This window comes from Candidatus Nanopelagicales bacterium (genome assembly GCA_030700225.1).
GTDB lineage: Bacteria > Actinomycetota > Actinomycetes > S36-B12.
In genome coordinates this window covers 53,558-73,437 of sequence record JAUYJT010000043.1, presented here as the reverse complement: position 1 = coordinate 73,437, position 19,880 = coordinate 53,558, and the positions used below count along the sequence as shown (strand labels likewise).

The 19,880-nt window shown below is 64.5% G+C and carries 20 protein-coding genes; 12 read left to right on the top strand and 8 right to left on the bottom strand.

Going from position 1 to position 19,880, the window contains the following annotated elements; genetic code table 11:
* The coding region (locus Q8P38_06135; GenBank protein ID MDP4014180.1) for a hypothetical protein at positions 1 to 239 on the bottom strand (239 nt) is incomplete at its 3' end.
* A gap of 326 nt (positions 240 to 565) precedes the next feature.
* The gene (locus tag Q8P38_06130) at positions 566 to 1,417 is read right to left on the bottom strand and encodes a restriction endonuclease (GenBank protein MDP4014179.1); all 852 of its coding nucleotides are present in this window, start codon (positions 1,415 to 1,417) and stop codon (positions 566 to 568) included.
* A 113-nt stretch (positions 1,418 to 1,530) separates the two neighbouring features.
* Between Q8P38_06130 and Q8P38_06125 the strand changes: the two genes are divergently transcribed.
* From Q8P38_06125 to Q8P38_06100, 6 genes are all read left to right on the top strand, one after another.
* Positions 1,531 to 4,314, top strand: a complete 2,784-nt coding sequence (locus tag Q8P38_06125; protein ID MDP4014178.1) for a DEAD/DEAH box helicase family protein — start codon at positions 1,531 to 1,533, stop codon at positions 4,312 to 4,314.
* The gene (locus Q8P38_06120; protein ID MDP4014177.1) at positions 4,311 to 4,946 is read left to right on the top strand and encodes a restriction endonuclease subunit S; all 636 of its coding nucleotides are present in this window, start codon (positions 4,311 to 4,313) and stop codon (positions 4,944 to 4,946) included. The genes Q8P38_06125 and Q8P38_06120 overlap by 4 nt, the downstream gene beginning before the upstream one ends.
* A gap of 32 nt (positions 4,947 to 4,978) precedes the next feature.
* The gene (locus Q8P38_06115) at positions 4,979 to 5,896 is read left to right on the top strand and encodes an FRG domain-containing protein (GenBank protein MDP4014176.1); all 918 of its coding nucleotides are present in this window, start codon (positions 4,979 to 4,981) and stop codon (positions 5,894 to 5,896) included.
* A 280-nt stretch (positions 5,897 to 6,176) separates the two neighbouring features.
* Positions 6,177 to 6,845: a DUF433 domain-containing protein gene (locus Q8P38_06110; protein MDP4014175.1), complete on the top strand. Its 669-nt coding sequence runs from the start codon at positions 6,177 to 6,179 to the stop codon at positions 6,843 to 6,845.
* Positions 6,796 to 7,224: a hypothetical protein gene (locus tag Q8P38_06105; GenBank protein MDP4014174.1), complete on the top strand. Its 429-nt coding sequence runs from the start codon at positions 6,796 to 6,798 to the stop codon at positions 7,222 to 7,224. Before Q8P38_06110 ends, Q8P38_06105 begins: the two co-directional genes overlap by 50 nt.
* A 129-nt stretch (positions 7,225 to 7,353) precedes the next feature.
* A complete protein-coding gene (locus Q8P38_06100; protein MDP4014173.1) occupies positions 7,354 to 8,871 on the top strand; it encodes a class I SAM-dependent DNA methyltransferase in 1,518 nt (505 codons plus the stop codon).
* A gap of 70 nt (positions 8,872 to 8,941) precedes the next feature.
* On the opposite strand, the gene Q8P38_06095 is transcribed toward Q8P38_06100, so the two are convergent.
* From Q8P38_06095 to Q8P38_06085, 3 genes are read right to left on the bottom strand one after another with little or no spacing between them, the layout of a single operon-like run.
* Positions 8,942 to 9,202, bottom strand: coding sequence for a type II toxin-antitoxin system RelE/ParE family toxin (locus tag Q8P38_06095; protein MDP4014172.1), 261 nt, complete (start codon positions 9,200 to 9,202; stop codon positions 8,942 to 8,944).
* A complete protein-coding gene (locus Q8P38_06090) occupies positions 9,199 to 9,447 on the bottom strand; it encodes a type II toxin-antitoxin system Phd/YefM family antitoxin (GenBank protein MDP4014171.1) in 249 nt (82 codons plus the stop codon). The genes Q8P38_06095 and Q8P38_06090 overlap by 4 nt, the downstream gene beginning before the upstream one ends.
* Positions 9,448 to 9,465: 18 nt before the next feature.
* Positions 9,466 to 9,963 (bottom strand): MarR family transcriptional regulator, encoded by a 498-nt coding sequence (locus tag Q8P38_06085; GenBank protein ID MDP4014170.1) that lies wholly within the window; start codon positions 9,961 to 9,963, stop codon positions 9,466 to 9,468.
* A gap of 77 nt (positions 9,964 to 10,040) precedes the next feature.
* Between Q8P38_06085 and Q8P38_06080 the strand changes: the two genes are divergently transcribed.
* The 3 genes from Q8P38_06080 to Q8P38_06070 all read left to right on the top strand — a co-directional run bounded on the left by Q8P38_06080 (position 10,041) and on the right by Q8P38_06070 (position 12,567).
* Positions 10,041 to 10,601, top strand: coding sequence for an NAD(P)H-dependent oxidoreductase (locus Q8P38_06080; protein MDP4014169.1), 561 nt, complete (start codon positions 10,041 to 10,043; stop codon positions 10,599 to 10,601).
* 45 nt (positions 10,602 to 10,646) lie between these two features.
* Positions 10,647 to 11,330: an HAD family hydrolase gene (locus Q8P38_06075; GenBank protein MDP4014168.1), complete on the top strand. Its 684-nt coding sequence runs from the start codon at positions 10,647 to 10,649 to the stop codon at positions 11,328 to 11,330.
* Between the two features lie 70 nt (positions 11,331 to 11,400).
* The gene (locus Q8P38_06070; protein ID MDP4014167.1) at positions 11,401 to 12,567 is read left to right on the top strand and encodes a hypothetical protein; all 1,167 of its coding nucleotides are present in this window, start codon (positions 11,401 to 11,403) and stop codon (positions 12,565 to 12,567) included.
* A gap of 81 nt (positions 12,568 to 12,648) precedes the next feature.
* On the opposite strand, the gene Q8P38_06065 is transcribed toward Q8P38_06070, so the two are convergent.
* The gene (locus tag Q8P38_06065; GenBank protein MDP4014166.1) at positions 12,649 to 12,837 is read right to left on the bottom strand and encodes a hypothetical protein; all 189 of its coding nucleotides are present in this window, start codon (positions 12,835 to 12,837) and stop codon (positions 12,649 to 12,651) included.
* A 501-nt stretch (positions 12,838 to 13,338) separates the two neighbouring features.
* Here Q8P38_06065 and Q8P38_06060 point away from each other — a divergent pair.
* Positions 13,339 to 14,526, top strand: coding sequence for a serine hydrolase domain-containing protein (locus Q8P38_06060; GenBank protein MDP4014165.1), 1,188 nt, complete (start codon positions 13,339 to 13,341; stop codon positions 14,524 to 14,526).
* 163 nt (positions 14,527 to 14,689) lie between these two features.
* On the opposite strand, the gene Q8P38_06055 is transcribed toward Q8P38_06060, so the two are convergent.
* Both Q8P38_06055 and Q8P38_06050 read right to left on the bottom strand, forming a co-directional pair.
* Positions 14,690 to 15,997 (bottom strand): D-arabinono-1,4-lactone oxidase, encoded by a 1,308-nt coding sequence (locus Q8P38_06055; GenBank protein MDP4014164.1) that lies wholly within the window; start codon positions 15,995 to 15,997, stop codon positions 14,690 to 14,692.
* A gap of 89 nt (positions 15,998 to 16,086) precedes the next feature.
* Positions 16,087 to 16,671: a hypothetical protein gene (locus Q8P38_06050; protein ID MDP4014163.1), complete on the bottom strand. Its 585-nt coding sequence runs from the start codon at positions 16,669 to 16,671 to the stop codon at positions 16,087 to 16,089.
* Positions 16,672 to 16,848: 177 nt separating this feature from the next.
* On the opposite strand from Q8P38_06050, the gene Q8P38_06045 reads away from it, so the two are divergent.
* Complete coding sequence (locus Q8P38_06045) at positions 16,849 to 19,425, top strand: AMP-binding protein (protein MDP4014162.1); 2,577 nt, start codon at positions 16,849 to 16,851, stop codon at positions 19,423 to 19,425.
* Positions 19,422 to 19,880 (top strand): holo-ACP synthase, encoded by a 459-nt coding sequence (locus Q8P38_06040; GenBank protein MDP4014161.1) that lies wholly within the window; start codon positions 19,422 to 19,424, stop codon positions 19,878 to 19,880. The genes Q8P38_06045 and Q8P38_06040 overlap by 4 nt, the downstream gene beginning before the upstream one ends.

Sequence of the window (19,880 nt, the reverse complement as noted above, 5' to 3'; positions counted from 1 at the left end):
CCCACCCCCTCCCCGCTTCGTAGAGGAAACCTGTACTCGCACACATGTTCCCACAAGGGTCCGACAATCAACGGCACACCACGCAGGCTGTGGACAACAAACGACAAACCAGCACCTGTGGACAAAGAATGAACCGGGTCTCGTGCCACGTAAGGCCCATGCCCGAGTACAGCAACATCACTCCTGCGCAGCCCCAAGTCCTGCGACCAGGCCCAAAGCCCCTCCCGAACCTCACCCACGCTGACGTCCCTGAATCCCACAGACGCTGACGTCCACGTCTGACCCGACGTGGCGATTCAACGAGCCGACCGAGGGACCCCTCAACTCCGCGCGCCGGGTGGTCCCATGACTGGCAACCCAGGTGGTCCCATGACCCTGGCAGACACCCGCTCACGGTGGTCCCATGCTCATGGCAGGCGACAAGTCCGCAACAGGCTCCATGTGGCCGCTTCGCGTATCTGTAGTGGCCGGGAGCGCCACAAGATCACGAGGCGACGGCTCGGGCCCCTCGGTCGCGCCACGAACAACGGGTCTGCAGATGCGGTCGCCAAGATGCAGCGCTCGGTCAGATGCTGCCCAAGGCCTCGACGTCGACGGCGATGTCCCGCACCATCCGTTCCTGGACGGTCACGCCGATCCGGTGCTCGACGAGGAGATCACACAGCGTCGTGCCGTCGACTAGGTCGACGGGTGGAGCCCCGTCGCGGCTCGCTTCTGCCTTCGCGTCTGCCGTGAACGTGCTCGTCGTGATGAGCAGACCCTTCTCGCCGCGTCCCGCCATGGCACCCCGGAAGTCTCGGACTTCCTTTGCGCCGACGCTGTTGCGCCAACGCTTCGCTTGAAAGAACACCTGAAATGACACGAGCGACACGCGGTAGACGCCAAGACCGTCGATGCCACCGTCGCCGGTCTTCCCCGTCACTTGGGTGCGACTGAACCCGGCCTCCCTCAGGAGTCGCTGACACAGCCGTTCGAACGCTGTGGGATCCAGGTCAAGCACAGCCTTCAGAAGATCGTCTTGCCAGGCGACGTCTACGTCGCTGCTACCCTCATCGGGGCCTGCCTCCTCGGCGACCGCCGCCCTCGCCTCCCGAAGATCCTTGAGGCACTCCCGGCGCAGAGGTTCGATCTCGTCAGCGGTCACGTTTCGCCCACGTGGGGTGAGCGCCCATACGCCCCTGCCAGTGTTTGTCGCCAGCCCCATCTTCTTGAGGTAGCTACGCGCCCAAGCCGAGCGGTAGCCAACCTCGCTGTTGGGACCGTCGAGGTGTGAGACAGACTGCAGTTCCTCGCTGAATCCCTGCTGGGCGGCTACCTGGGTGTCGATCTCGGAAATAGACCCGGAGCCACCAAGGGCGCGCAGAGCTTCGACGACGGGCCACAGCAGCTCTTGGTACTTCGGGACGCGCGGAGACACGACAGCATTCAACACCCGGTGCGCCGACGTCGCGCGGTCAGCGCGGCGGCGGAACCCTACGCCCGCCGGTGCATTCTCTGAGGATTCCCTCTGCGGCCCATATGATCGAACGCGTGTCGCGCGATTCCGATGTCCCCGCCGAGGTCCAGGCGCGTCGGCTAATTGACGCACAGCTGCGGGCGGCCGGTTGGCACGTCTGCGACCGTGCGCAGATCGACCTTTTCGGCCATCAGGGAAACGCGGTCCGCGAAGTGATCATGGCGCCTGGCCATGGGCGGGCTGACTACTTGCTGTACGTGGATCGCGAGGTTGTGGGCGCCATCGAGGCGAAACCGGAGGGCACCCCCTTGTCCGGCGTGGAGTGGCAGTCCGCGATGTATGCCACCGGTCTGTCCGGGGCCCACAAGCAGCGCGCCATACTGCGGGACGGGCGGCTGCCGTTCGTGTTCGAGGCGAGCGGTTCCGAAGTGCATTTCACCAATGGCTTTGATCCCACGCCGCGAGCTCGGCGGATCTTCTCCTTCCCGCAACCAGAAGCGCTGGCGCGAATCATCCGGGACTCCGAAGCCCACCCGGATGCGCCGACCTGGCGCGCCCGGGTCCAGCACCTGCCGCCGTTGATCGAGGAAGGGATGCGCCCGGCCCAGGTCGAGGCGATCGCGGGCATCGAGGACTCACTGGCCGGGCAACGGTTCAGCAGGTCGCTGGTGCAAATGGCAACGGGGGCCGGCAAGACCTACACGGCCGTGACCGAGTCCTACCGGCTCATCAAGTTCGCCGGTATTCAGCGCATCCTGTTCCTGGTCGACCGGAACAATCTCGCCGATCAGACGCTGCGGGAGTTCCGCGATTACACGACACCGGATGACGGCCGGAAGTTCACCGAGCTGTACAACGTGGACAAGCTCACGGCGGCCGGGATGGTCGGTTCATCGAGTGTGGTGATCTCAACGATCCAGCGCGTGTACGCGGCCCTGCGCGGACAGCCGATCCCGGACGAAGACGACCCCGCGTTCGACTCGGCCGCCTCCCCCGCCGCTCCGGTAGATGTCGAATACTTCCCCGAACTCCCACCTGAGGCCTTCGATCTCATAGTCGTGGATGAGTGCCACCGCTCGATCTACGGTGTTTGGCGCGGAGTGCTTGAGTATTTCGACGCGCACATCATCGGACTGACCGCGACGCCGGTGAAGCAGACTTTCGGGTTCTTCCAACAGAACCTCGTGTCCGAGTACTCGTACGCCCAGTCGGTGGCTGACGGCGTGAATGTCGACTTCGATGTGTACCGCATCAGCACGCAGATAACGGAACAGGGCTCGACCGTCGAAGCCGGAACCGTCGTGCCGATGAGGGACCGGCGCACTCGCCGGGAGCGCTACCAAGCCCTCGACGACGATGTCCTCTACACCTCCCCCGATCTGGACCGCGCGGTCACCAGCAGAGGACAGATCCGGCTGGTACTGGAGACGTTCCGGGACCGACTGTTCACGGAGATCTTCCCCGGCCGCCGCGCTGTCCCAAAGACCCTGATCTTCGCCAAGGACGACAACCACGCGGAGGAGATCCTGACAACGGTCCGAGAGGTGTTCGGACAGGGCAACGACTTCGCAGCCAAGATCACCTACTCGGCCCGCGACCCAAGAAAGCTGCTCGCCACCTTCCGGACGTCACCCACGCTGCGCATCGCGGTGACGGTGGACATGATCGCCACCGGCACTGACGTCAAGCCGCTGGAATGCGTGTTCTTCATGCGCGACGTGCGCTCCGCTACGTACTTCGAGCAGATGAAGGGCCGAGGTGCGCGCACGATCGACTCTGCCACGTTCAAGTCAGTCACGCCCGACGCCGACGACAAGACCCGCTTCGTGATCGTCGACGCGATAGGTGTAACCGAGCACCCGTATGTCGACGCGGCCCCATTGCAGCGCGACCGTTCGATCTCGCTGCACAAGCTGCTTGAGAGGGCGTCCAACCTGACGATTACGGCCGACGAAGTGGCGACTCTCGCATCCAGGCTGGCGCGCCTCGAACGACAGCTGACACCCGGCGAGAGGGCCGAACTGGACGATCTGGCCGGTCAGCCGATCTCGTCTTTGTGTGGTGGCTTGGTTGCCGCAGTGGATCCCGATCGGCAAGCCGAAGCGATCGCATCTGCACCTGTCGGCCCGAACGGTGAACGTGACGCAACAGCGGCGATCGCCGGACTGATCGAGCGGGCAGTCGAACCGATCGCCGCAAATGTCCCGCTGCGGCAACGGATTCTGGAGATCCGCCAAGCTCACGAACTGATCATCGATGAGGTCAGCCGCGACACCCTCCTCGACGCCAGTGGCGTTGTGAATGTCGAGCGGGCCCGCAGGATCGTTACCTCCTGGCGGGAGTACCTGGATGAGAACAGGGACGAGATCTCTGCCATCCAGGTGTTGTTCGCCCAACGCGCGCACCCGCGAGTCGGCTACCGGGAACTGGCCGAACTGGCCGAGCGCATCCAACGCCCACCCCGGGGGTGGACCGTTGACCTGATCTGGAACGCCTACGAGGCACTCGACGTCGGCAAGGTCAGGCACAGCGACAGGCACACGGCTACAGACCTGGTCGCACTCGTCCGGTACACCGTCGGGTATGACGGCGTGCTGATTCCCTACGCAGAATCCGTGCACGAGCGCTACGCCAACTGGCTGGCACAGCAGGAGCAGGCGGGCGTCAGGTTCAACAGCATCGAGCTCTGGTGGCTTGATCGCATCGCCGAGGTCATAGCCCAATCGGCTGGCGTCACGGTGGACGACCTCGACGCAGCCCCCTTCACCGAACGGGGAGGAATCGACGGCGTGAGCCGTGATCTCGGAACCGGAGCCGGGGACCTGCTGGCGAGCCTCAACGAGGAGCTGACGGCGTGACTGAGCTGCCGACGGACTGGTCAAGGGCGTCTCTTCGAGAGCTGCACATCGAAGCGCAGCCCGGTTTCGCATGCGGCAAGCATCATCGCCAGGGAGGCGGGGTTGCGCACTTGCGACCGATGAACATCTCCCGCGAAGGCTCGCTAACACTCGATGATGTCAAGTACGTCGATGACGATTCAGCTCGGCGAGTTGTCGCGGGCGACGTTCTGTTCAACAACACGAACAGTCCTCCGCTTGTGGGGAAGACTGCATACGTTTCGGTCCCCGAACCGCTCGCGTTCTCGAACCACATGACGCGCCTGCGTGTTCAAGATGACGTGATCGACGCACGATTCCTCGCCCTGCAGCTCCACTCGCTGTGGGGCCAGGGGTACTTCCAGCGCATCTGCTCGAATCATGTGAACCAAGCGAGCGTCGCGACCCGGAAGCTCCTTGAGACCGTCATCACGTTTCCCCCTCTGGCCGAGCAGCGCCGCATCGTCGCCATCCTCGAAGACCATCTCTCCCGCCTCGCCGTCGGCGAAGATTCGCTCCGGTCAGTAATGGTTCGATCGGCATCGCTGCGCAAGTCGCTCCTCTCGTCCGCCTTCTCTGGATCCCTCGCCGATTCGTCGACGGGCACACTGTGATCCATTGGCTCAAGTCGGGCTGGGGTCACCGCGTGTGGAGTGTCGATGAAGCACTGTTTGCCCTCGGCCGGGTCGGCGGCTTCGAATTGGGTCGGCGCTACGTCTGGCGTGGTGTTCGCGACGCGAATTGGCACTCCCGCACTTCGCTGACGCGCCACATCGCTGGGCTGAAACACGCGCCTCCATCGGAAGATGAACTCCGCAGATTGGAGGGTGCTCTCGTCTCGCGGGCACGATCCTGGGGAATCGGGGCGCATCGCGGCGGGCTGGATTCGGATCAGGCTGTCCTGGCCTCACTGCAGCATCACGGTGCACCCACGCGGCTCCTCGATGTCACGACCAACCCACTTCGTGCGTTGTGGTTCGCGTGCAAGACAACTGCAGCAGGCGAACCACAGCAGTCCGGCGCCGTCTTGGCATTCGACGTGACTGCAGCGCAGGTTCTCCGAACCGCCGACCACGGCGCGCCCTCCGCCTGGGGGAGCTTGGCCAACCCGCAAGCCTGGCACTACTCACAGGCGTTGGAGACGTCGGCCACGAAGCGACAGGCCTTCCTCGTGGAGCCCACCTTCCCAGACGACCGGATGCGTGCCCAGGAGGCAACGTTCTTGGCCAGCGCGGTGCCAGACAGCCCCACTGTCACTGGAGTGGACGACATCTACATCGGCGTCGGACAGGCCCCTCCGGGAGACAAGAAGTTGACACGGGCGCTCTCTCTTGGTGATCGCGACCGGGGCAGACCCCTGAAGCTCCCCTTTCTCGCGATCCTCATACCCCCTCGGATCAAACAAAAGACCCGCCAAACCCTGGAGTCGGGATACCTGATCAACGAATCGCGCCTCTTCCCCGATCTCGCCGGGTTCGCTACCGCCCTACAGGAAGGCCGAGTGAAACTGGCTCCAGAGTCCGACGCTAATGTTCGCGAGGGCGAGCGGGAGTCGGGTCCATGAGGATCCGCCGTGCATCTTCCCCGCCAGCCGGGCCGCGCTGGCTGACGACCTCCGCTTCCGGACACCCGGGCTCGATTCCTCTCCGCGTCGGATCCAGCGACTGGACCACCAGCGCTTTCGCGAGATGCCGCAGGGGGCGGCAGACGATCGGCCCAAGATCCACAGGCCAGACGGCCGTGCGCCGTTGTCCCCAATCTCCATCGCGGGGCACTGAGTCGCTACCCGCTGCTAATCTGCGCAAAGGTGACCGCCCACGGGGTCAGACTAGGTTGGAGGAGTCGTGAACGATGACATCAGATTTTCCGCCGGACTGTTGGATCTCGCCGACGCATCCCGCTTCCTGGGCATACCTCGCCAGACGTTCCGCCGGTGGGCCGTTGGCGACGGGCTGAGCGCGCCGCTGCTGCACACCGTGAATCCGGACAACAGTACGCAAGCGCGCGCGAGTCTGATCACGCTGTCGGAGGCATGGGTACTGGCCGCCTTGAGAGACGCGGGCGTGCGCACTCACCGTATTCGTCCCGCTTTGGAGCGCCTCAGCAAGGATTTCGGGCGCGAGTACGTGCTGGTTTCCCGCGAACTGGCGACTGATGGAGTGGATGTCCTGTGGGACTTCGCCCGGACCCGCGAGGGTGAAGGCTTGATTGCCGGCGGGACAGGCCAGTACGTCATGCGCGCGATCGTCGCTGACTACATGACCTACGTGGGATGGGCGAACGATGGCCTCCCGGAGACGTTGCGCCTGCGCAGCTGTGAACCGTCGAAGGTCCTGATCGACCCCTACCGGGCCTTCGGCCAGCCTATCTTCGCCGGATCCCAGGTTCGCGTTGCTGACGCCGCCGGAATGATCGAAGCCGGAGACAAGCCCGAAGTTGTCGCGGAGGAACTGGGGGTAAGCATTGACGACGTCCGGACCGCCACGCGCGTCCTCCTGGGCCGCGCCACCTGAGTTCTACCTGGACGAGAACGTCGTCACGAAATCTCTGCGGCGGCGACTCATCGATCTTGGCTACGTCGTTCACACGCCGGCCGAGCTGTTCGGATCCCGGGATGAGTCCAACGGTCGCGCTGACGCCGACTGGCTCGCGAGAGTTGGCGAGGAGGGCTGGGCAGCGATCAGCCGCGACCACAAGATCCATGAGCGTCCCCAAGAGATCGCCGCATACCGCGAAGCTGGGATACACATGTTCCTCCTGCCCGGCAAGGCGACAGCCACCGAACTCACGGCGTTGGTTGAGACGAACCTCCGCGCCATCTGCGCTGCGACCAGCAAACGCCGCCCAGGGATCTGGAAGATCACGACCAGCGGGATGAGACCGTATCCGTAGCGCGACTGCGAGGACACCCCTCCACGGCAGCTCCGGTTCGCCGTTCCCACGACCCTCCGGCCCCTCTGACACGTTCGACGACCCGCGCGCTGCACCGGCACTGCCGGACCCATGCGGCAGTATGGCGCCGTGAGCAACGCCCGAGCCCTGGTCGACAAGCTGTGGACGTACTGCAACGTCCTGCGCGACGATGGCGTCTCGACTATCGACTACACCGAGCAGCTCACATACCTACTGTTCCTGAAGATGGCGCACGAGCGCGAGACCCGGCCGTTGAAACCTGAGCGCATTGTTCCCCCCGACTGCTCATGGCAGCGGCTTCTGGACGCTGATGGCGACCAGCTCGAGCTGACCTACCGCTACATGCTCGAGACTCTGGCACGCGAGCCGGGAACGCTCGGGATCATCTTCCGCAAGGCTCAGAACAAGATCCAAGATCCCGCCAAGCTCAAGCGACTCATCGTGGACCTGATCGACAAGCAAAACTGGTCCGCCGCCGGCGTGGACATCAAGGGTGATGCCTACGAGGAGCTGCTCGCCAAGGGAGCCGAGGATGTCAAGTCCGGCGCCGGTCAGTACTTCACTCCCCGAGCTCTGATCAAGGCGATAGTCGATTGTGTCGAGCCGACGGCGGATGACACCGTGGCTGATCCGGCCGCCGGTACCGGCGGCTTCTTGCTCGCGGCTTTCGCCCATGCCTCGAGGCACGCTGAGGACCTAACTCCGGTCCAGCGCCAACACCTGCGCGACGACTTCATCCACGGCGTCGAGCTTGTGGATGGAACAGCGCGACTAGCGGCGATGAACATGCTGCTTCACGGCATCGGCACCCCGAACGGCCCGAGCAGGATCGAAGTCAGGGACGCGCTGACCGCCGACCCGGGAACCCGGTATTCAGTAGTGCTGGCCAATCCCCCCTTCGGACGCAAGTCCTCGATCACGATGATCGGAGCTGACGGACGCCAGTCAAAGGAGGATCTGGAAATCGTCCGCGACGACTTCTGGGTGACTACTGCGAACAAGCAGCTCAACTTCGTCCAGCACATCAAGACGATCCTCGACATCAACGGCCGCGCGGCTGTGGTCGTACCCGACAACGTTCTGTTCGAAGGCGGAGCGGGCGAGACGATCCGGCGTCGGCTGCTCGCAGAGTTCGATGTCCATACCCTCTTGCGCCTGCCGACCGGGATCTTCTACGCAGGCGGGGTCAAAGCCAACGTGATCTTCTTCGACAAGAAGCCCGCCAGGCCGCACCAGCCCTGGACCGAGAAACTGTGGGTCTACGACTTCCGAACCAACCAGCACTTCACCCAGAAGCAGCGCCCACTGCGCCGCGAGCACCTGGATGACTTCGTCGAGTGCTACTCTCCCGGCAAGCCGCGAGGCGAGCGGCTCAAGACTGAGCTGTTCAAGCCCTTCGCCTACGACGAGCTCGTCGGCCGGGACAAGGCGAACCTCGACTTGATCTGGTTGCGAGACTCCTCCCTCGAGGACGCCGACAACCTCCCCGCGCCCGATGTGATCGCCCGGGAGATCGTCGAAGACCTGCAGGCGGCTCTCGCGGAGTTCGCATCCGTCGCCGATGCGCTCACAAGATCGGGCACGCTGCGGGACTTGGACGAGCGTCACGTCGTGGACGACAAGTAGAGGACTAGCTCGGTTGTCTTCAAGCACGCGTTCGGTGGGGCTGGCGCACTCCACAACATCTGTCGGACCGTCAGCGCATGTAGACCCCGCTGCGGTGGCCGACAGTCACAACGACGACCAGCAGGACGTCGTCACTGACCGTGTAGATGATCCTATAGTCGCCCACACGCACCCGGAATCCTGGGCGGCCCTGCAGGCGACGCGCGGCCGGCGGGCGGGGGTCGTTCGCCAGCAGAGCGATCGCGCCCTGAACGCGGCGCTGCGCTGCCGGGTCGAGTTCGCGCAGAGCTCTAACGGCCGCCGGACGGACCTCGATGCGGTACGCGCTCACGTCCAGCCCAGGTCGGCCTTGACTTGGTCCCAGGGAATGTTGGGACCTTCCTCGGCCATCGCGGCGTCGAATGCGGCGATGTCCTGCGCGTCTTCCTCCGCCTCTAGCAACTGCTCATAGCGCTCGGGGCTGATCAGAACCGCTACGGGGCGCCCGTAGCGCTGGAGGAACACGGCCTCGGTGCGCGCCGTTTCAACCGCGTTCGCAAGTTCGTCGCGGGCCGAACTGACGGGGATCGTTGCCATGCGACAATCGTACATCTTCTAGCGCGTCTTGTACGACTCTGCTTCCCCGGCCTTCCCCGCCGAGCCGCATGACTCCAGCACGGCCTCCAGCGACTCCGCCATTCTGGAAAGATCCTGCCCCTCGAAATGGTCCACAACTCGGCGGCGAACGCTCTTCAGATGAGCCGGATAGGCCTCCCGCAGCCTCGCCATCCCCGCGTCGGTGAGCACGGCGTTGGCGCCACGCGCATCCTGGTCGCAACGAGCCCGCCGCACCAGCCCCGCGTGTTCAAGCCGCGAAACGACCCTCGTCATGCCGCTCACCGAAAGATCGCAGCGGGCGGCCAGATCGCTCATGCGCAACATTCGTCCGGGCGACTCCGACAGGTGCATGAGGCATGCGTAGTTGACGAGCGGCAGGTGTTGATCTCGCTGCAAGTCCGCATCCAACGCCTTCGGCAGTGAGCTGATGAGATGGGCCAGGGCGCGGAAGAACCTCTCCTCGTCCGGATCCAGCGGCTGATCATCGTGGGCCATAGATGCATATTACTTGTTTGACAAAGCAAGCACTAGGGGTACTATTTACTTGACGAGACAAGTATCCGGGAGGGCAAATGACGAGAATCGGGATCCTGGTCGGCAGCACACGGCCGGGCCGTAAAGCGCTGAGCGTCGCCGAATGGGTGCTGACGCAGGCTGCCGACAGGAGCGACGCCGAGTTCGAGATCGTCGACATCTCCGATTTCGATCTCCCACTGCTTGATGAGCGGTACCCCGCCGGCATGGGCCGGTACGAGCACGATCACACCAAGCGCTGGGCGGAGAAGATCGGCTCGTTCGACGGCTTCGTGATCGTGACTCCGGAGTACAACCACTCGACGTCCGGCGCCTTGAAGAACGCTCTGGACTACATCTACGCGGAGTGGAACAACAAGGCGGTCGGCTTCGTCAGCTACGGCTCCGCCGGAGGGACCCGTGCCGTCGAGCACCTCCGACTGATTGCCGGTGAGCTCCAGATGGCCGATGTCCGCGCGCAGGTGTCGTTCTCGATCTTCACGGACTTCGAGACGCCAACCCAAGTTCGCCCCGCTGACCACCACGCCAAGTCGCTCGCAGCCATGCTCGACCAGGTAGTCGCATGGAGCAGGGCACTGGCCACGCTGCGAGCCACCTAGTCGCGCGAGCTCCCCCGCATCCGCGAAGTCACTAGGCTCGACGGAATGCGACCAATCCAGGGTGTCCTCTTTGATCTCCACTCGACCTTGGTTGACCAAGGCGACCCTGACAGGTGGCTCGCGCTGGCCGAAGCCGCGTCGGGTTCGAGCGTGGACGGCCCCCAGCGCGAGGGCCTCACCGCATTCCTCGCTCGAGTGTGGGGCCACGCCAGCGAGTTCGATCCCGACAACGAGCGAGACATCTCGGCCGAAGGGCATCGCGAGGTATTCGGACGGCTGATGGACCACCGCTACCCCGAGCTTGATCCAAGAACTGTCCAAGCTCTCTACGAGACAATCACCGACGCGTGGACCGCATACGACGACTCGATCCCGATGCTCACCGAGCTGAAGGCGCTCGGTATCAGAACGGCACTGGTCTCCAACGCGGGAATCGATATCCGCCCCGTCCTCGTGCGAACCGGCATTCAGCGGTTCCTCGACGCCGAGATCATCTCCGGTGAGCACGGAATCGTGAAGCCAGGGCCCGCCATCTTCGAGCTCGCTCTCGATCGCATCGACGTCGAGCCCGAAGATGCGCTGATGGTCGGCGACAGCTTCCGCGATGATTCGGGCGCGGCGGCCATCGGCGTCAGAACGCTGCTCCTCCCCAGAACCAGCGGGAGTGTCCACGGCCTCGACGCGGTGGCCGCTCTGGTACGTGCTTCGCGGACCGGCTCCGCGTGCTGATGGTGCCGTCACTGCCATCCGGCGCTGTCCGGCAAGTTGGCGTGAACGGCTGCGCGCGTACGGTGTCAACATGGCTGAGCCATTCCCGGCGTCAATACGCGAGCGGCTTATCGGAGCTGACCCCGTGCCCTGGTTGCTTTCCGGCGATGAGCCGGCCGCGACCTGGCACACGCTCACCGCAGTTTGCGGTCTGCCCCTCACCGACGAGAGAGTCGCCGCAGCTCACGCCGCGACGTTGGCCGATCCGGCCACCGAGAACCTTCTGCACCGGATCGGCGATTGGTACGCGCCCGGCAGAATCTCCGGCCACGACGCGCCGGCGTTCCTACCGAACCTGCTGAGTCTGCTTGCGGACATGGGCCTTGGCGCGGATGACGATCCACGCCTCGCCCCGACGCTGGAGGCGATGGCTTCCCACCAGGACGATGACGGCCGGTTCTGCGCCCGACTGGACTCCCCCCGGTTGCCGGGTGTCCATTGGACGTCCCTCCTGTGCGACACGCACGCGATCACCGGGGTCCTGGCGCGATTCGGACTCGGATCTGATCCGCGCGTGCGCCGCGCTTCCGGGCAGATGCTCTCCGACATGACCGCGACCGAGCAGGGCCAGGCTTGGCCATGCCTGCCAGACCCCGAATCCGGGTTTCGCGGCCCCGGGCGCAAGGCAGACATGTGCCCCCAGGTGACCGCCGAAGCGCTGCGAGCGCTCTCCGACATTCCGGAGCCGACGCTGGCTGAGCTTGGGCTCGATCCGGACCACCGCGACGGCCAAAATGATTCCATTGACGCGGCCGTCGGATCGCTACTCGCCGCCTGGCTTGAACGGGGGGCGAGACGACCGTACATGTTCGGCCACGGACGCCACTTCAAGCAGGCTAAGTGGCCGCTGAATTGGTACAACTCGGTCACCGTTCTGGATGCTGTCGGCCGCTACCCGCTATCGTGGCTGCCCCCATCGGCCCCGGAGGCGCGAACGCAGGCGGTGGCGCAACTGGCGGCCTGCGTCATCGCCTACAACCTCGATCCCACGACCGGCCGCTGCGCACCGCGATCCTGCTTCCGCAGCTTCGAGACATTCTCGTTCGGGCAGAAGAAGCACGCGTCGCCATTCGCTACCGCCCGGGTGTTGGGGGTGCTAGCGCGCGTCGCCTCGCTCACGGAGCAGATCGTCAAGGTCGACGTACGCGAGCTCGCGAGCAGCAAGGGAGGCTCCGGCCGCGCCCTCCCCCCGAGCTAAGCGCGCTCGCAACAACCCACCTAGGTGCGACTGCTACCCCTCGACCCTGGCCCTGATCCCGCTGAACAACTCGTCCACATGTCAACTGGGCTCGTTCGCGCGGGCGAAGTCGTGCTGCCGCCAGCTGCGGTGCGGGTTGGCCACGATCAACCGACCCTGATCGTCCACGTGCTCCGACAGGCCCTGGTAGGCGGCTGCGAACCTGGCATCCGCGCACGCCGCCTCGTAGTACGACAGCACCAGCACGTAGTAGAAGAGGTTGTAGTGCACGAACGGGTACTCGATCCTCCGGAAGCGCGTGCCGATCCCGAACTCGCAAGGCCCCCGGGGCGCGCGCGAAGCCCAACCGGCCGAGACCAGCCAGAGCCTGCCCAGTGATGCACGGCAACCTAGTCGACTGGGGCGTGTAGCGGAATGACCCATCGTCGTTCTGGTACGTGAAGACGAACTCGGCCAGCCCGGCCGCCACCGGATCTCGGGCAGATAGGCCCAAGTCCCCCAGAACGTTCATCGCAAGCAACGTGCAGAAACCGATCGGCGCGTGAATGCTTCCGTCTGCCCGCGACCAGAACTCCCCACCGTTCTCGTCCTGCCGCCGATTGAGTGCTTCGACAGCTCCGCCCTTCGTCTGCGGATCGATCACGTAGCTGATTCTTCCGGTTGCAACGTTTTCATGACCGAGCTTCGCCGTAACGTCGGTATCCGCGACCGTGACGCTCGGCGACTGCGCCGTGATCCGCTACAAATGATCTCGCGAGCTAGCCTTGGTGGATGAAGACGCTGCGCATCCCGCTGTTCATTGCCTTGACTCTCGTTGTGGCTCTGCTGGGAGCCTGCACGTCCAGCCCCCCCGACCTGTCTCCGACGCCGACTGGCACGCAGGCGACTGCCCCCTTCGACGACGCCCTACGTTCGCGGGTTGAAGCGACGGTTGCCAAGGTGTTCGAGGACACCAAGGCCACCTCATGGATGGTGCTGGTTTCGCAGCCGGGGCGCGGGGAGATATACCTGCAGTCCGGGGACACCGGTCGGGACCGCAACTGGCGGATCGGAAGCGTCACAAAGACGTTCACTGGCATCACAGTCCTACGGTTGGCGCAGCGGGGCGAATTGAGCCTGGACGACAAGCTGGCGAAGTACATCACCGGGATCAAGTACGGCAAGAAGATCACCATCCGGCAACTGCTGGCGATGCAGGCGGGGGTCTACGACTACACAAGCCCGAGCCCAGCCAACAGCGCGTTCGACCTCGATCCTGCGATGCCTTGGACCGTTGCGCAGACCATCGACTTGATCAGGAAGGGAAAGCCTGGACACAAGCCGGGAGCCGCGACGGTGTATGACAACAGCAACTTCGTGCTGCTCGGCAGGATCATCGAGAAGGTCACGGGCAAGCCCGCTGCCGAAGTCATCGCCAAGGAGGCGATCGAGCCCGCCGGTCTGAAGCACACGATCATCCCGCGGGGCTACACGGTTCCCCAGCCAGCGGTGGCCGGCAACTACTACCAGGAGGATGGGAAGCTCCGCCGAGTCCCGAGGCAGAATCCACGGATCCCTTCAACCGCCGGGAACATGATCTCCACAGTCGATGACCTGGTCGCCTGGAGCAGGGCGTTGGCCACGGGGTCGCTGCTGGAGCCGGAGTACTTCGAGCAGCAGAAGCAGTTCATCGACGTAGGCACGGGGGGAATGAAATACGGTTACGGTCTCGCCTTGATGGATTGGCAAGGGTGGCTCGGCCACGGCGGCGAGGTCTGGGGCTACTCCAACGTCACAATGACGGATACAGCAACTGGCGCCACCGTGGTCGTGATGGCCACCGGGAGCACCGGCGAGGAGAACTCGATCACCGCACCCGCCTTCGCCCTCGCCGCCAGCGAAATCTGGCCGGGAGCCTACCCGTCATTCGACGACCTCGCCGAACAGGTGAAGAGCCTTGAGAGCAGCAGCCCCAGTTAGCCGCTAGCGCCCAAGAGCGAACCCGCTCCGCCAGTAGCGGACGCTTCCGACAAACGCGCCTCCTTGGGTACAGACGCGCCCGTTGCAACGGGAGTTTCTTCGCGCAACGTGCGCGTCTATCGGGAACGGCCGCAAAGCCCGGCAGATCACCTGAGGCCCTCACTCAGCCCTCGGGCGGGAAGACCCGGTCAAGGAAGCGGTTGCGGAATACGCCTTGGGGGTCACAACGCACACGCAAGGCATTGAACTCGTCGTACTTCGGGTACAGCTCACGCAAAGCCTCTGGCTTGCGGTCGAAGCTCTTGCCCCAGTGCGGCCGCCCGGAGTACTTCGCCATAAGCGCCTCAAAGTCGAGGAAGTATCGCGGCGCCCACTTCAGGCTGGACACATAGCCCCCGAGGAAGCAGGAGTCCCTCCCGTAGGCAGGGCTCATCGGGATGTCGTCGCCAGCGACGAAGCGGACCTCCTGAGTGAAGTTGACCTTGTACCCGGTGGACGTCAGCACGAGTTGGCGCATCGCCTCGATCCCCTCGGCCGCGCTCGTCCGTGGAATCGCGTACTCGGTCTCCTGATGACGGGGAATTGTGCCGGCGTACTTGATGATCTTGTCGCTGGCGTCAACTCGGGTGTGGTCGCGGAAGGCGCGCTTCTCCACAGCGGGCAACAGCCACGGCGCCATGCTCGGCCGTCTGCGCGATAACCCCAGGAGACCGGCGAACGTGAGTCCGGATAACCCAGTGGCGTCGAAACGCTCCTGCAACGTGATAGGCGTGCGTTGCTTAGTGGTCTTGTTGAACATGTAGACCTGGATGTTGTCGCTGTACGGCAGCCACCACAGCTTGCAGTAATCGTTGCCGTCCACGTAGGCGTCCAGATTCTCCAGCGCCTTGTCGAAATCGACGATCTCCAGGCGCTCCTCAAGGTCGAACGCCTCCGCGAGACGGAACGTCATCTTGGTGACTACGCCGAGGGCACCCAGGTGCACGCGAGCCGCCGAGAACAGCTCGGGCTCATGGCTCGCGTCAAGCTGGTGGACGTTGCCCAGACCGTCCACGAGTTCCATGGCTTCGATGAATGACGACAGGATTGGAGTCCTGCCGCCCGTGCCGTGGGAGCCGGTCCCGGTGTAGCCGCCAGCCGTTTGCATCGTGATCGAGCCGAAGTTCTCGAAGCTGAGCCCGTTCTCGCCCAGAGTGTCATTGACATCCTTGAGTTTCGCGCCCGTGCCGATCGTGGCACGTCTGGCCGCCCGGTCGACTTCGATGCCGGTCAGGTTGGTCCCCAGCACGACCTCATCAGGAATGTCGGCCGCGTCAGACCAGGAAAGCGACGACCCGACCGCCTTGACCCTGCCGCCCCTCGCGGCCACTCGCTGGACGATCTGCGACACCTCCTCGGCGTCGCGGGGCTCGTGCACGACAGCGGGCGTCCAGGCCAGAGTTCGGTCCCAGTTGCGGATGGTTCTAGTCATTGGATCGCCCCTCGCGCCGACTGCTGTACCTGCCAGAGTCGATCATTGCCCACGGCGCGAGATCTGTCCAAGTACCCCCCGCGATCCCGCTACTCGACGATCTTGACTACGCCCTGACAGGGCACGGATGCCTTCTTCAGGTATGTAGCGACTTCCTTGAACGTAACCGGTTCTGGACTCATGATGTCCAGTTGGTTGTACAGGTGCTCCATCGAACCAACCACGACGGCGGCGCAGTGGGACGCCAGCTTCGCCTTGGCCTGAGCCGCGGCCTCCTGGGCCTCCAGGCTCTTCTCGTCCGCAGCGGCCTTCTTCTGCGCCTTGTCGTAGTCGGCGCGCAGCTGTGTCAGTTGCTTGTCCTCAGACTTCAGGTCAACCTTCTCGGTCTTCAGAGTGCTCTTGACCCTCGCGAACTCCTCACGCGCCTCCGCCATCTTGGCCTCGTCCTCTGCGCGTTCCTTGGACTCCCCGCCGACCTGCTCCTGCAGCGACGCGATCTGAGCCTCGCTAGTTGCCCGATAGTCGGAGTAGTTCATCGTGACCACAATCCCCCAGACAAGGGCTGCTGCCGTAGTAATGGCAACGACAACGATCACAATCTTGAGCAGCATGCCCGTGTAGGGATCGCCGCCATCCGTAGTCGACCCACCGAAGGGCCCAGGCTGGACTGACATCGCGTACAACCTCCGCGCGCTCGGCAACCACTCTCTTCGAAGGAATCAGCTTGACACGCTGCCGCGCGCGACGCTCTCCGATTCGACCTTCAGAGCTCCGGCGCATCAAGCTCACAGACGCTCTCGGTCGGGTCACGCGGCATCCACCGCGTGGCGTTAGGTTAGCCTTGCCTTCCGATGATGAGCCTGATTGTCAAGCCGCGCCCGCGCAGCACTGGCGTAGATACCAGAGCCGGCGTCCGGCTGGCCTGCGATCTGAGCCGCTTTGGTGACGCCCCTGCTGTGTGGGCGGACGACCGTTGGCTGACCTACGCCGAGTTTGATCGACGGATCGACGATGCTGCCGCGACCCTCGGTCGGACGCGGCGCCTGGTGGCCGTACCCGGCCTCAACACCCTGGACACTCTCACTTGGGCCCTGGCAGCTCTGCGCGGCGGCCACGTGCTCCTGATGAGCTCGGGCACCGAGACCGACGCCGAGATCCTCGCGCGCTACCGGCCCGACGTCACTATCGAACAGGCCGGTACCAGTTGGGCACCCCGATTCCACTGCGAGGGATCGGCACATGAGCTGCACCCGGACCTAGCGCTGCTGCTAAGCACGTCGGGCTCCACGGGTTCGCCGAAGCTTGTGCGCCTGTCAGCGGAGAACCTCGACTCCAACGCACACGCCATCGCCAAGTATCTGAGCCTGGACGCGTCCGACCGAGCGATCACCACGCTGCCAATCGCCTACTGCTACGGCTTGTCGGTCGTAACAAGTCACCTGCGCGTCGGCGCGGGGATCATCCTCACCGACCTGTCCGTCGTGGATGAGTGTTTCTGGACACTGGCCAAGCGCGAACGCGCGACATCGATCGCGGGCGTGCCCCACACGTTCGAGCTGCTCGAACGCAGCGGATTCCATGACAGGGATCTGCCGAGCCTTCGCCGACTAACCCAGGCAGGCGGTCGGATGCCCCCGGACCGCGTGCGGCGGTTCGCCCAATCCGCGGCATGGGACCTGTATGTCATGTACGGCCAGACCGAAGCCACGGCCCGGATGGCCTATCTGCCGCCTCACCTCGCCGCGACTGCCCCGGAGACGGTCGGGGTCCCCATCCCCGGTGGATCAGTGCGGATCGACCCAGAGACTGGCGAACTGATCTACTCAGGGCCCAACGTCATGCTCGGCTACGCCGAGAGGCCTGAGGATCTGTCCCGAGGCCGCGACATCACCGAGCTGCGCACCGGCGACCTGGCCCGCGTAAATCGCAGGGGCCTAATCGAGATCACCGGACGCACTGGCCGGGTAGCCAAGATCTTCGGACTGCGCATAGATCTGACCCGCGTTGAAGCCCAACTCCGCGAATCTGTCGTCACGGCTGTCGACTCCCGTCTCGTGGTGACAACCGAGGGCAACCTCACGCGAGACGACCTGGAGCAGCTCGCCGTGAGATGCGCCACGACCGCCGGTATCCCGTCGTGCTCGGTCACAGCGCACTGCGTTGCCGAACTCCCCCGACTCGCGAACGGCAAGCCGGACCTGGTGTCAGTCAGAACTCTGGCCGCCGCGACCGCGACTCAAGTCCCGCAAGCTGCGCCGGCGTGCCTCGACTCCCTTGTCCTGACCTTCTCGCAGACCCTCCGCCGCCGCGATGCCAGTCCCGACGACACGTTCGTCTCCCTCGGCGGGGACTCGCTGTCATACGTGTCGATGTCAGTCAGGCTCGAGCAGCAACTCGGCGAGCTTCCGCGCGGCTGGCACTTGATGACAATCCGCCAGCTGTCGGAACGTATCCCAGGTCCCAGCTCGGTGGCCTTGCCATCCACGCAGGTCGAGCCAGGACCCCGCGACACCTCCACCCGCTGGGCCGCGATCGAAACCAGCGTCGCACTTCGGGCGATCGCCATAGCGTTCATCGCCGGCTCGCACGTTGGCGTCTTCGACATACGCGGCGGCGCGCACCTGATGCTCGGAATCGCTGGCTACAACTTCGCCCGCTTCCACCTGTCGGTCGCGGATCGCTTCGAGCGACTGACGCGCACAACTCGGAGCCTGATGCGGTTCGCAGTCCCAGCGGCACTGTGGATGGCGACCGTTGCCCTGCTGACGGCGGAGTACAGCTGGGGCCTATTCGGCGTGACATTCTCCGACCGACCGGCCGACGCGCCTGAGTGGCGGTACTGGTTCATCGAGGTGCTCGTTCTGAGCCTTGTCCTGGCGGCGGCGCTGACGGCGGTTTCGCGTCTGCACCGGTTCGAGCGGGCCCGGCCTATCGCCTTCGCCCTGGCACTGCTGACCGTCGCTGTCCTAGTCCGCGAGGTGACACGTGGCCCAGAAGGTTCAGGATCGATGTACACGGTGTGGGCGGCATTCTGGGTGTTTTGCCTAGGGTGGGTGATCGCCAGACTGCAGGGCGCCGCTATCCCCAAGCGCGTGTCGGCGGCGCCGACGAGCGCCACGTCCCGGTTCATCGGCGAGTTCGTATCCAGTGCGCTCATCGTCGCCCTCGTTCCGGCGTTCTTCGACCGGCCCATCCGAGGCGTCGTGGTCACCGGTGGTCTCTTGGTTCTGGTGTGGCTGCCACAGGTGCATGTTCCACGGGTGGCAGCACCATTCATAGGCACGCTGGCCGCCGCCTCACTGTTCATCTACCTGAGCCATTGGCAGACCTACCCACCACTGGCTGATACACCGTGGTTGGCGTTCGGTGTCGCCGTGAGTGCCGGGATCTTCATCAACGGGGCACTAGTTACGATCCGAAGACGATGAATCAAACCACCCATCCTGATGCCGATCCCGCCCTTGCCCAACTCGCGACCGGAGTGGACATCGTCCACATCCCCCGAATCGCCAAGCTCATAGATGAACCCGGCCAGCACTCCCCCGGCCAGCACTCCCCCGGACAGCACTTCCTCGACAAGGTCTTCACAACGGCCGAGCAGGCAACCTGCGCTGGCAACCCCGAACGCCTGGCGGCGCGATGGGCCGCCAAGGAAGCGACGATCAAGGCACTGGGACTCCACATAGCCGACATCGACCTGCGTGACATCGAAGTGATCAGCGCCGAGGGCGCCCCACCCCGGTTGGCACTCCACGGCTCAGCCGATGAAGCCGCCAAGAGACTTGGACCGGGCGTCATCTCGCTGTCCCTCGCCCACGATGGCGACTACGCGATCGCCTTCGTCGTGTCCACCTCATCGACCCGCGCCATCAAGCCAAGGTAA

Coding starts and splice junctions, on each gene's coding strand:
- Q8P38_06090 (MDP4014171.1), bottom strand. CDS start 9,447: ATGGCAACGATCCCCGTCAGTTCGGCCCGCGACGAACTTGCGAACGCG.
- Q8P38_06085 (MDP4014170.1), bottom strand. CDS start 9,963: ATGGCCCACGATGATCAGCCGCTGGATCCGGACGAGGAGAGGTTCTTC.
- Q8P38_06080 (MDP4014169.1), top strand. CDS start 10,041: ATGACGAGAATCGGGATCCTGGTCGGCAGCACACGGCCGGGCCGTAAA.
- Q8P38_06075 (MDP4014168.1), top strand. CDS start 10,647: ATGCGACCAATCCAGGGTGTCCTCTTTGATCTCCACTCGACCTTGGTT.
- Q8P38_06070 (MDP4014167.1), top strand. CDS start 11,401: ATGGCTGAGCCATTCCCGGCGTCAATACGCGAGCGGCTTATCGGAGCT.
- Q8P38_06060 (MDP4014165.1), top strand. CDS start 13,339: ATGAAGACGCTGCGCATCCCGCTGTTCATTGCCTTGACTCTCGTTGTG.
- Q8P38_06055 (MDP4014164.1), bottom strand. CDS start 15,997: ATGACTAGAACCATCCGCAACTGGGACCGAACTCTGGCCTGGACGCCC.
- Q8P38_06050 (MDP4014163.1), bottom strand. CDS start 16,671: ATGTCAGTCCAGCCTGGGCCCTTCGGTGGGTCGACTACGGATGGCGGC.
- Q8P38_06045 (MDP4014162.1), top strand. CDS start 16,849: ATGATGAGCCTGATTGTCAAGCCGCGCCCGCGCAGCACTGGCGTAGAT.
- Q8P38_06040 (MDP4014161.1), top strand. CDS start 19,422: ATGAATCAAACCACCCATCCTGATGCCGATCCCGCCCTTGCCCAACTC.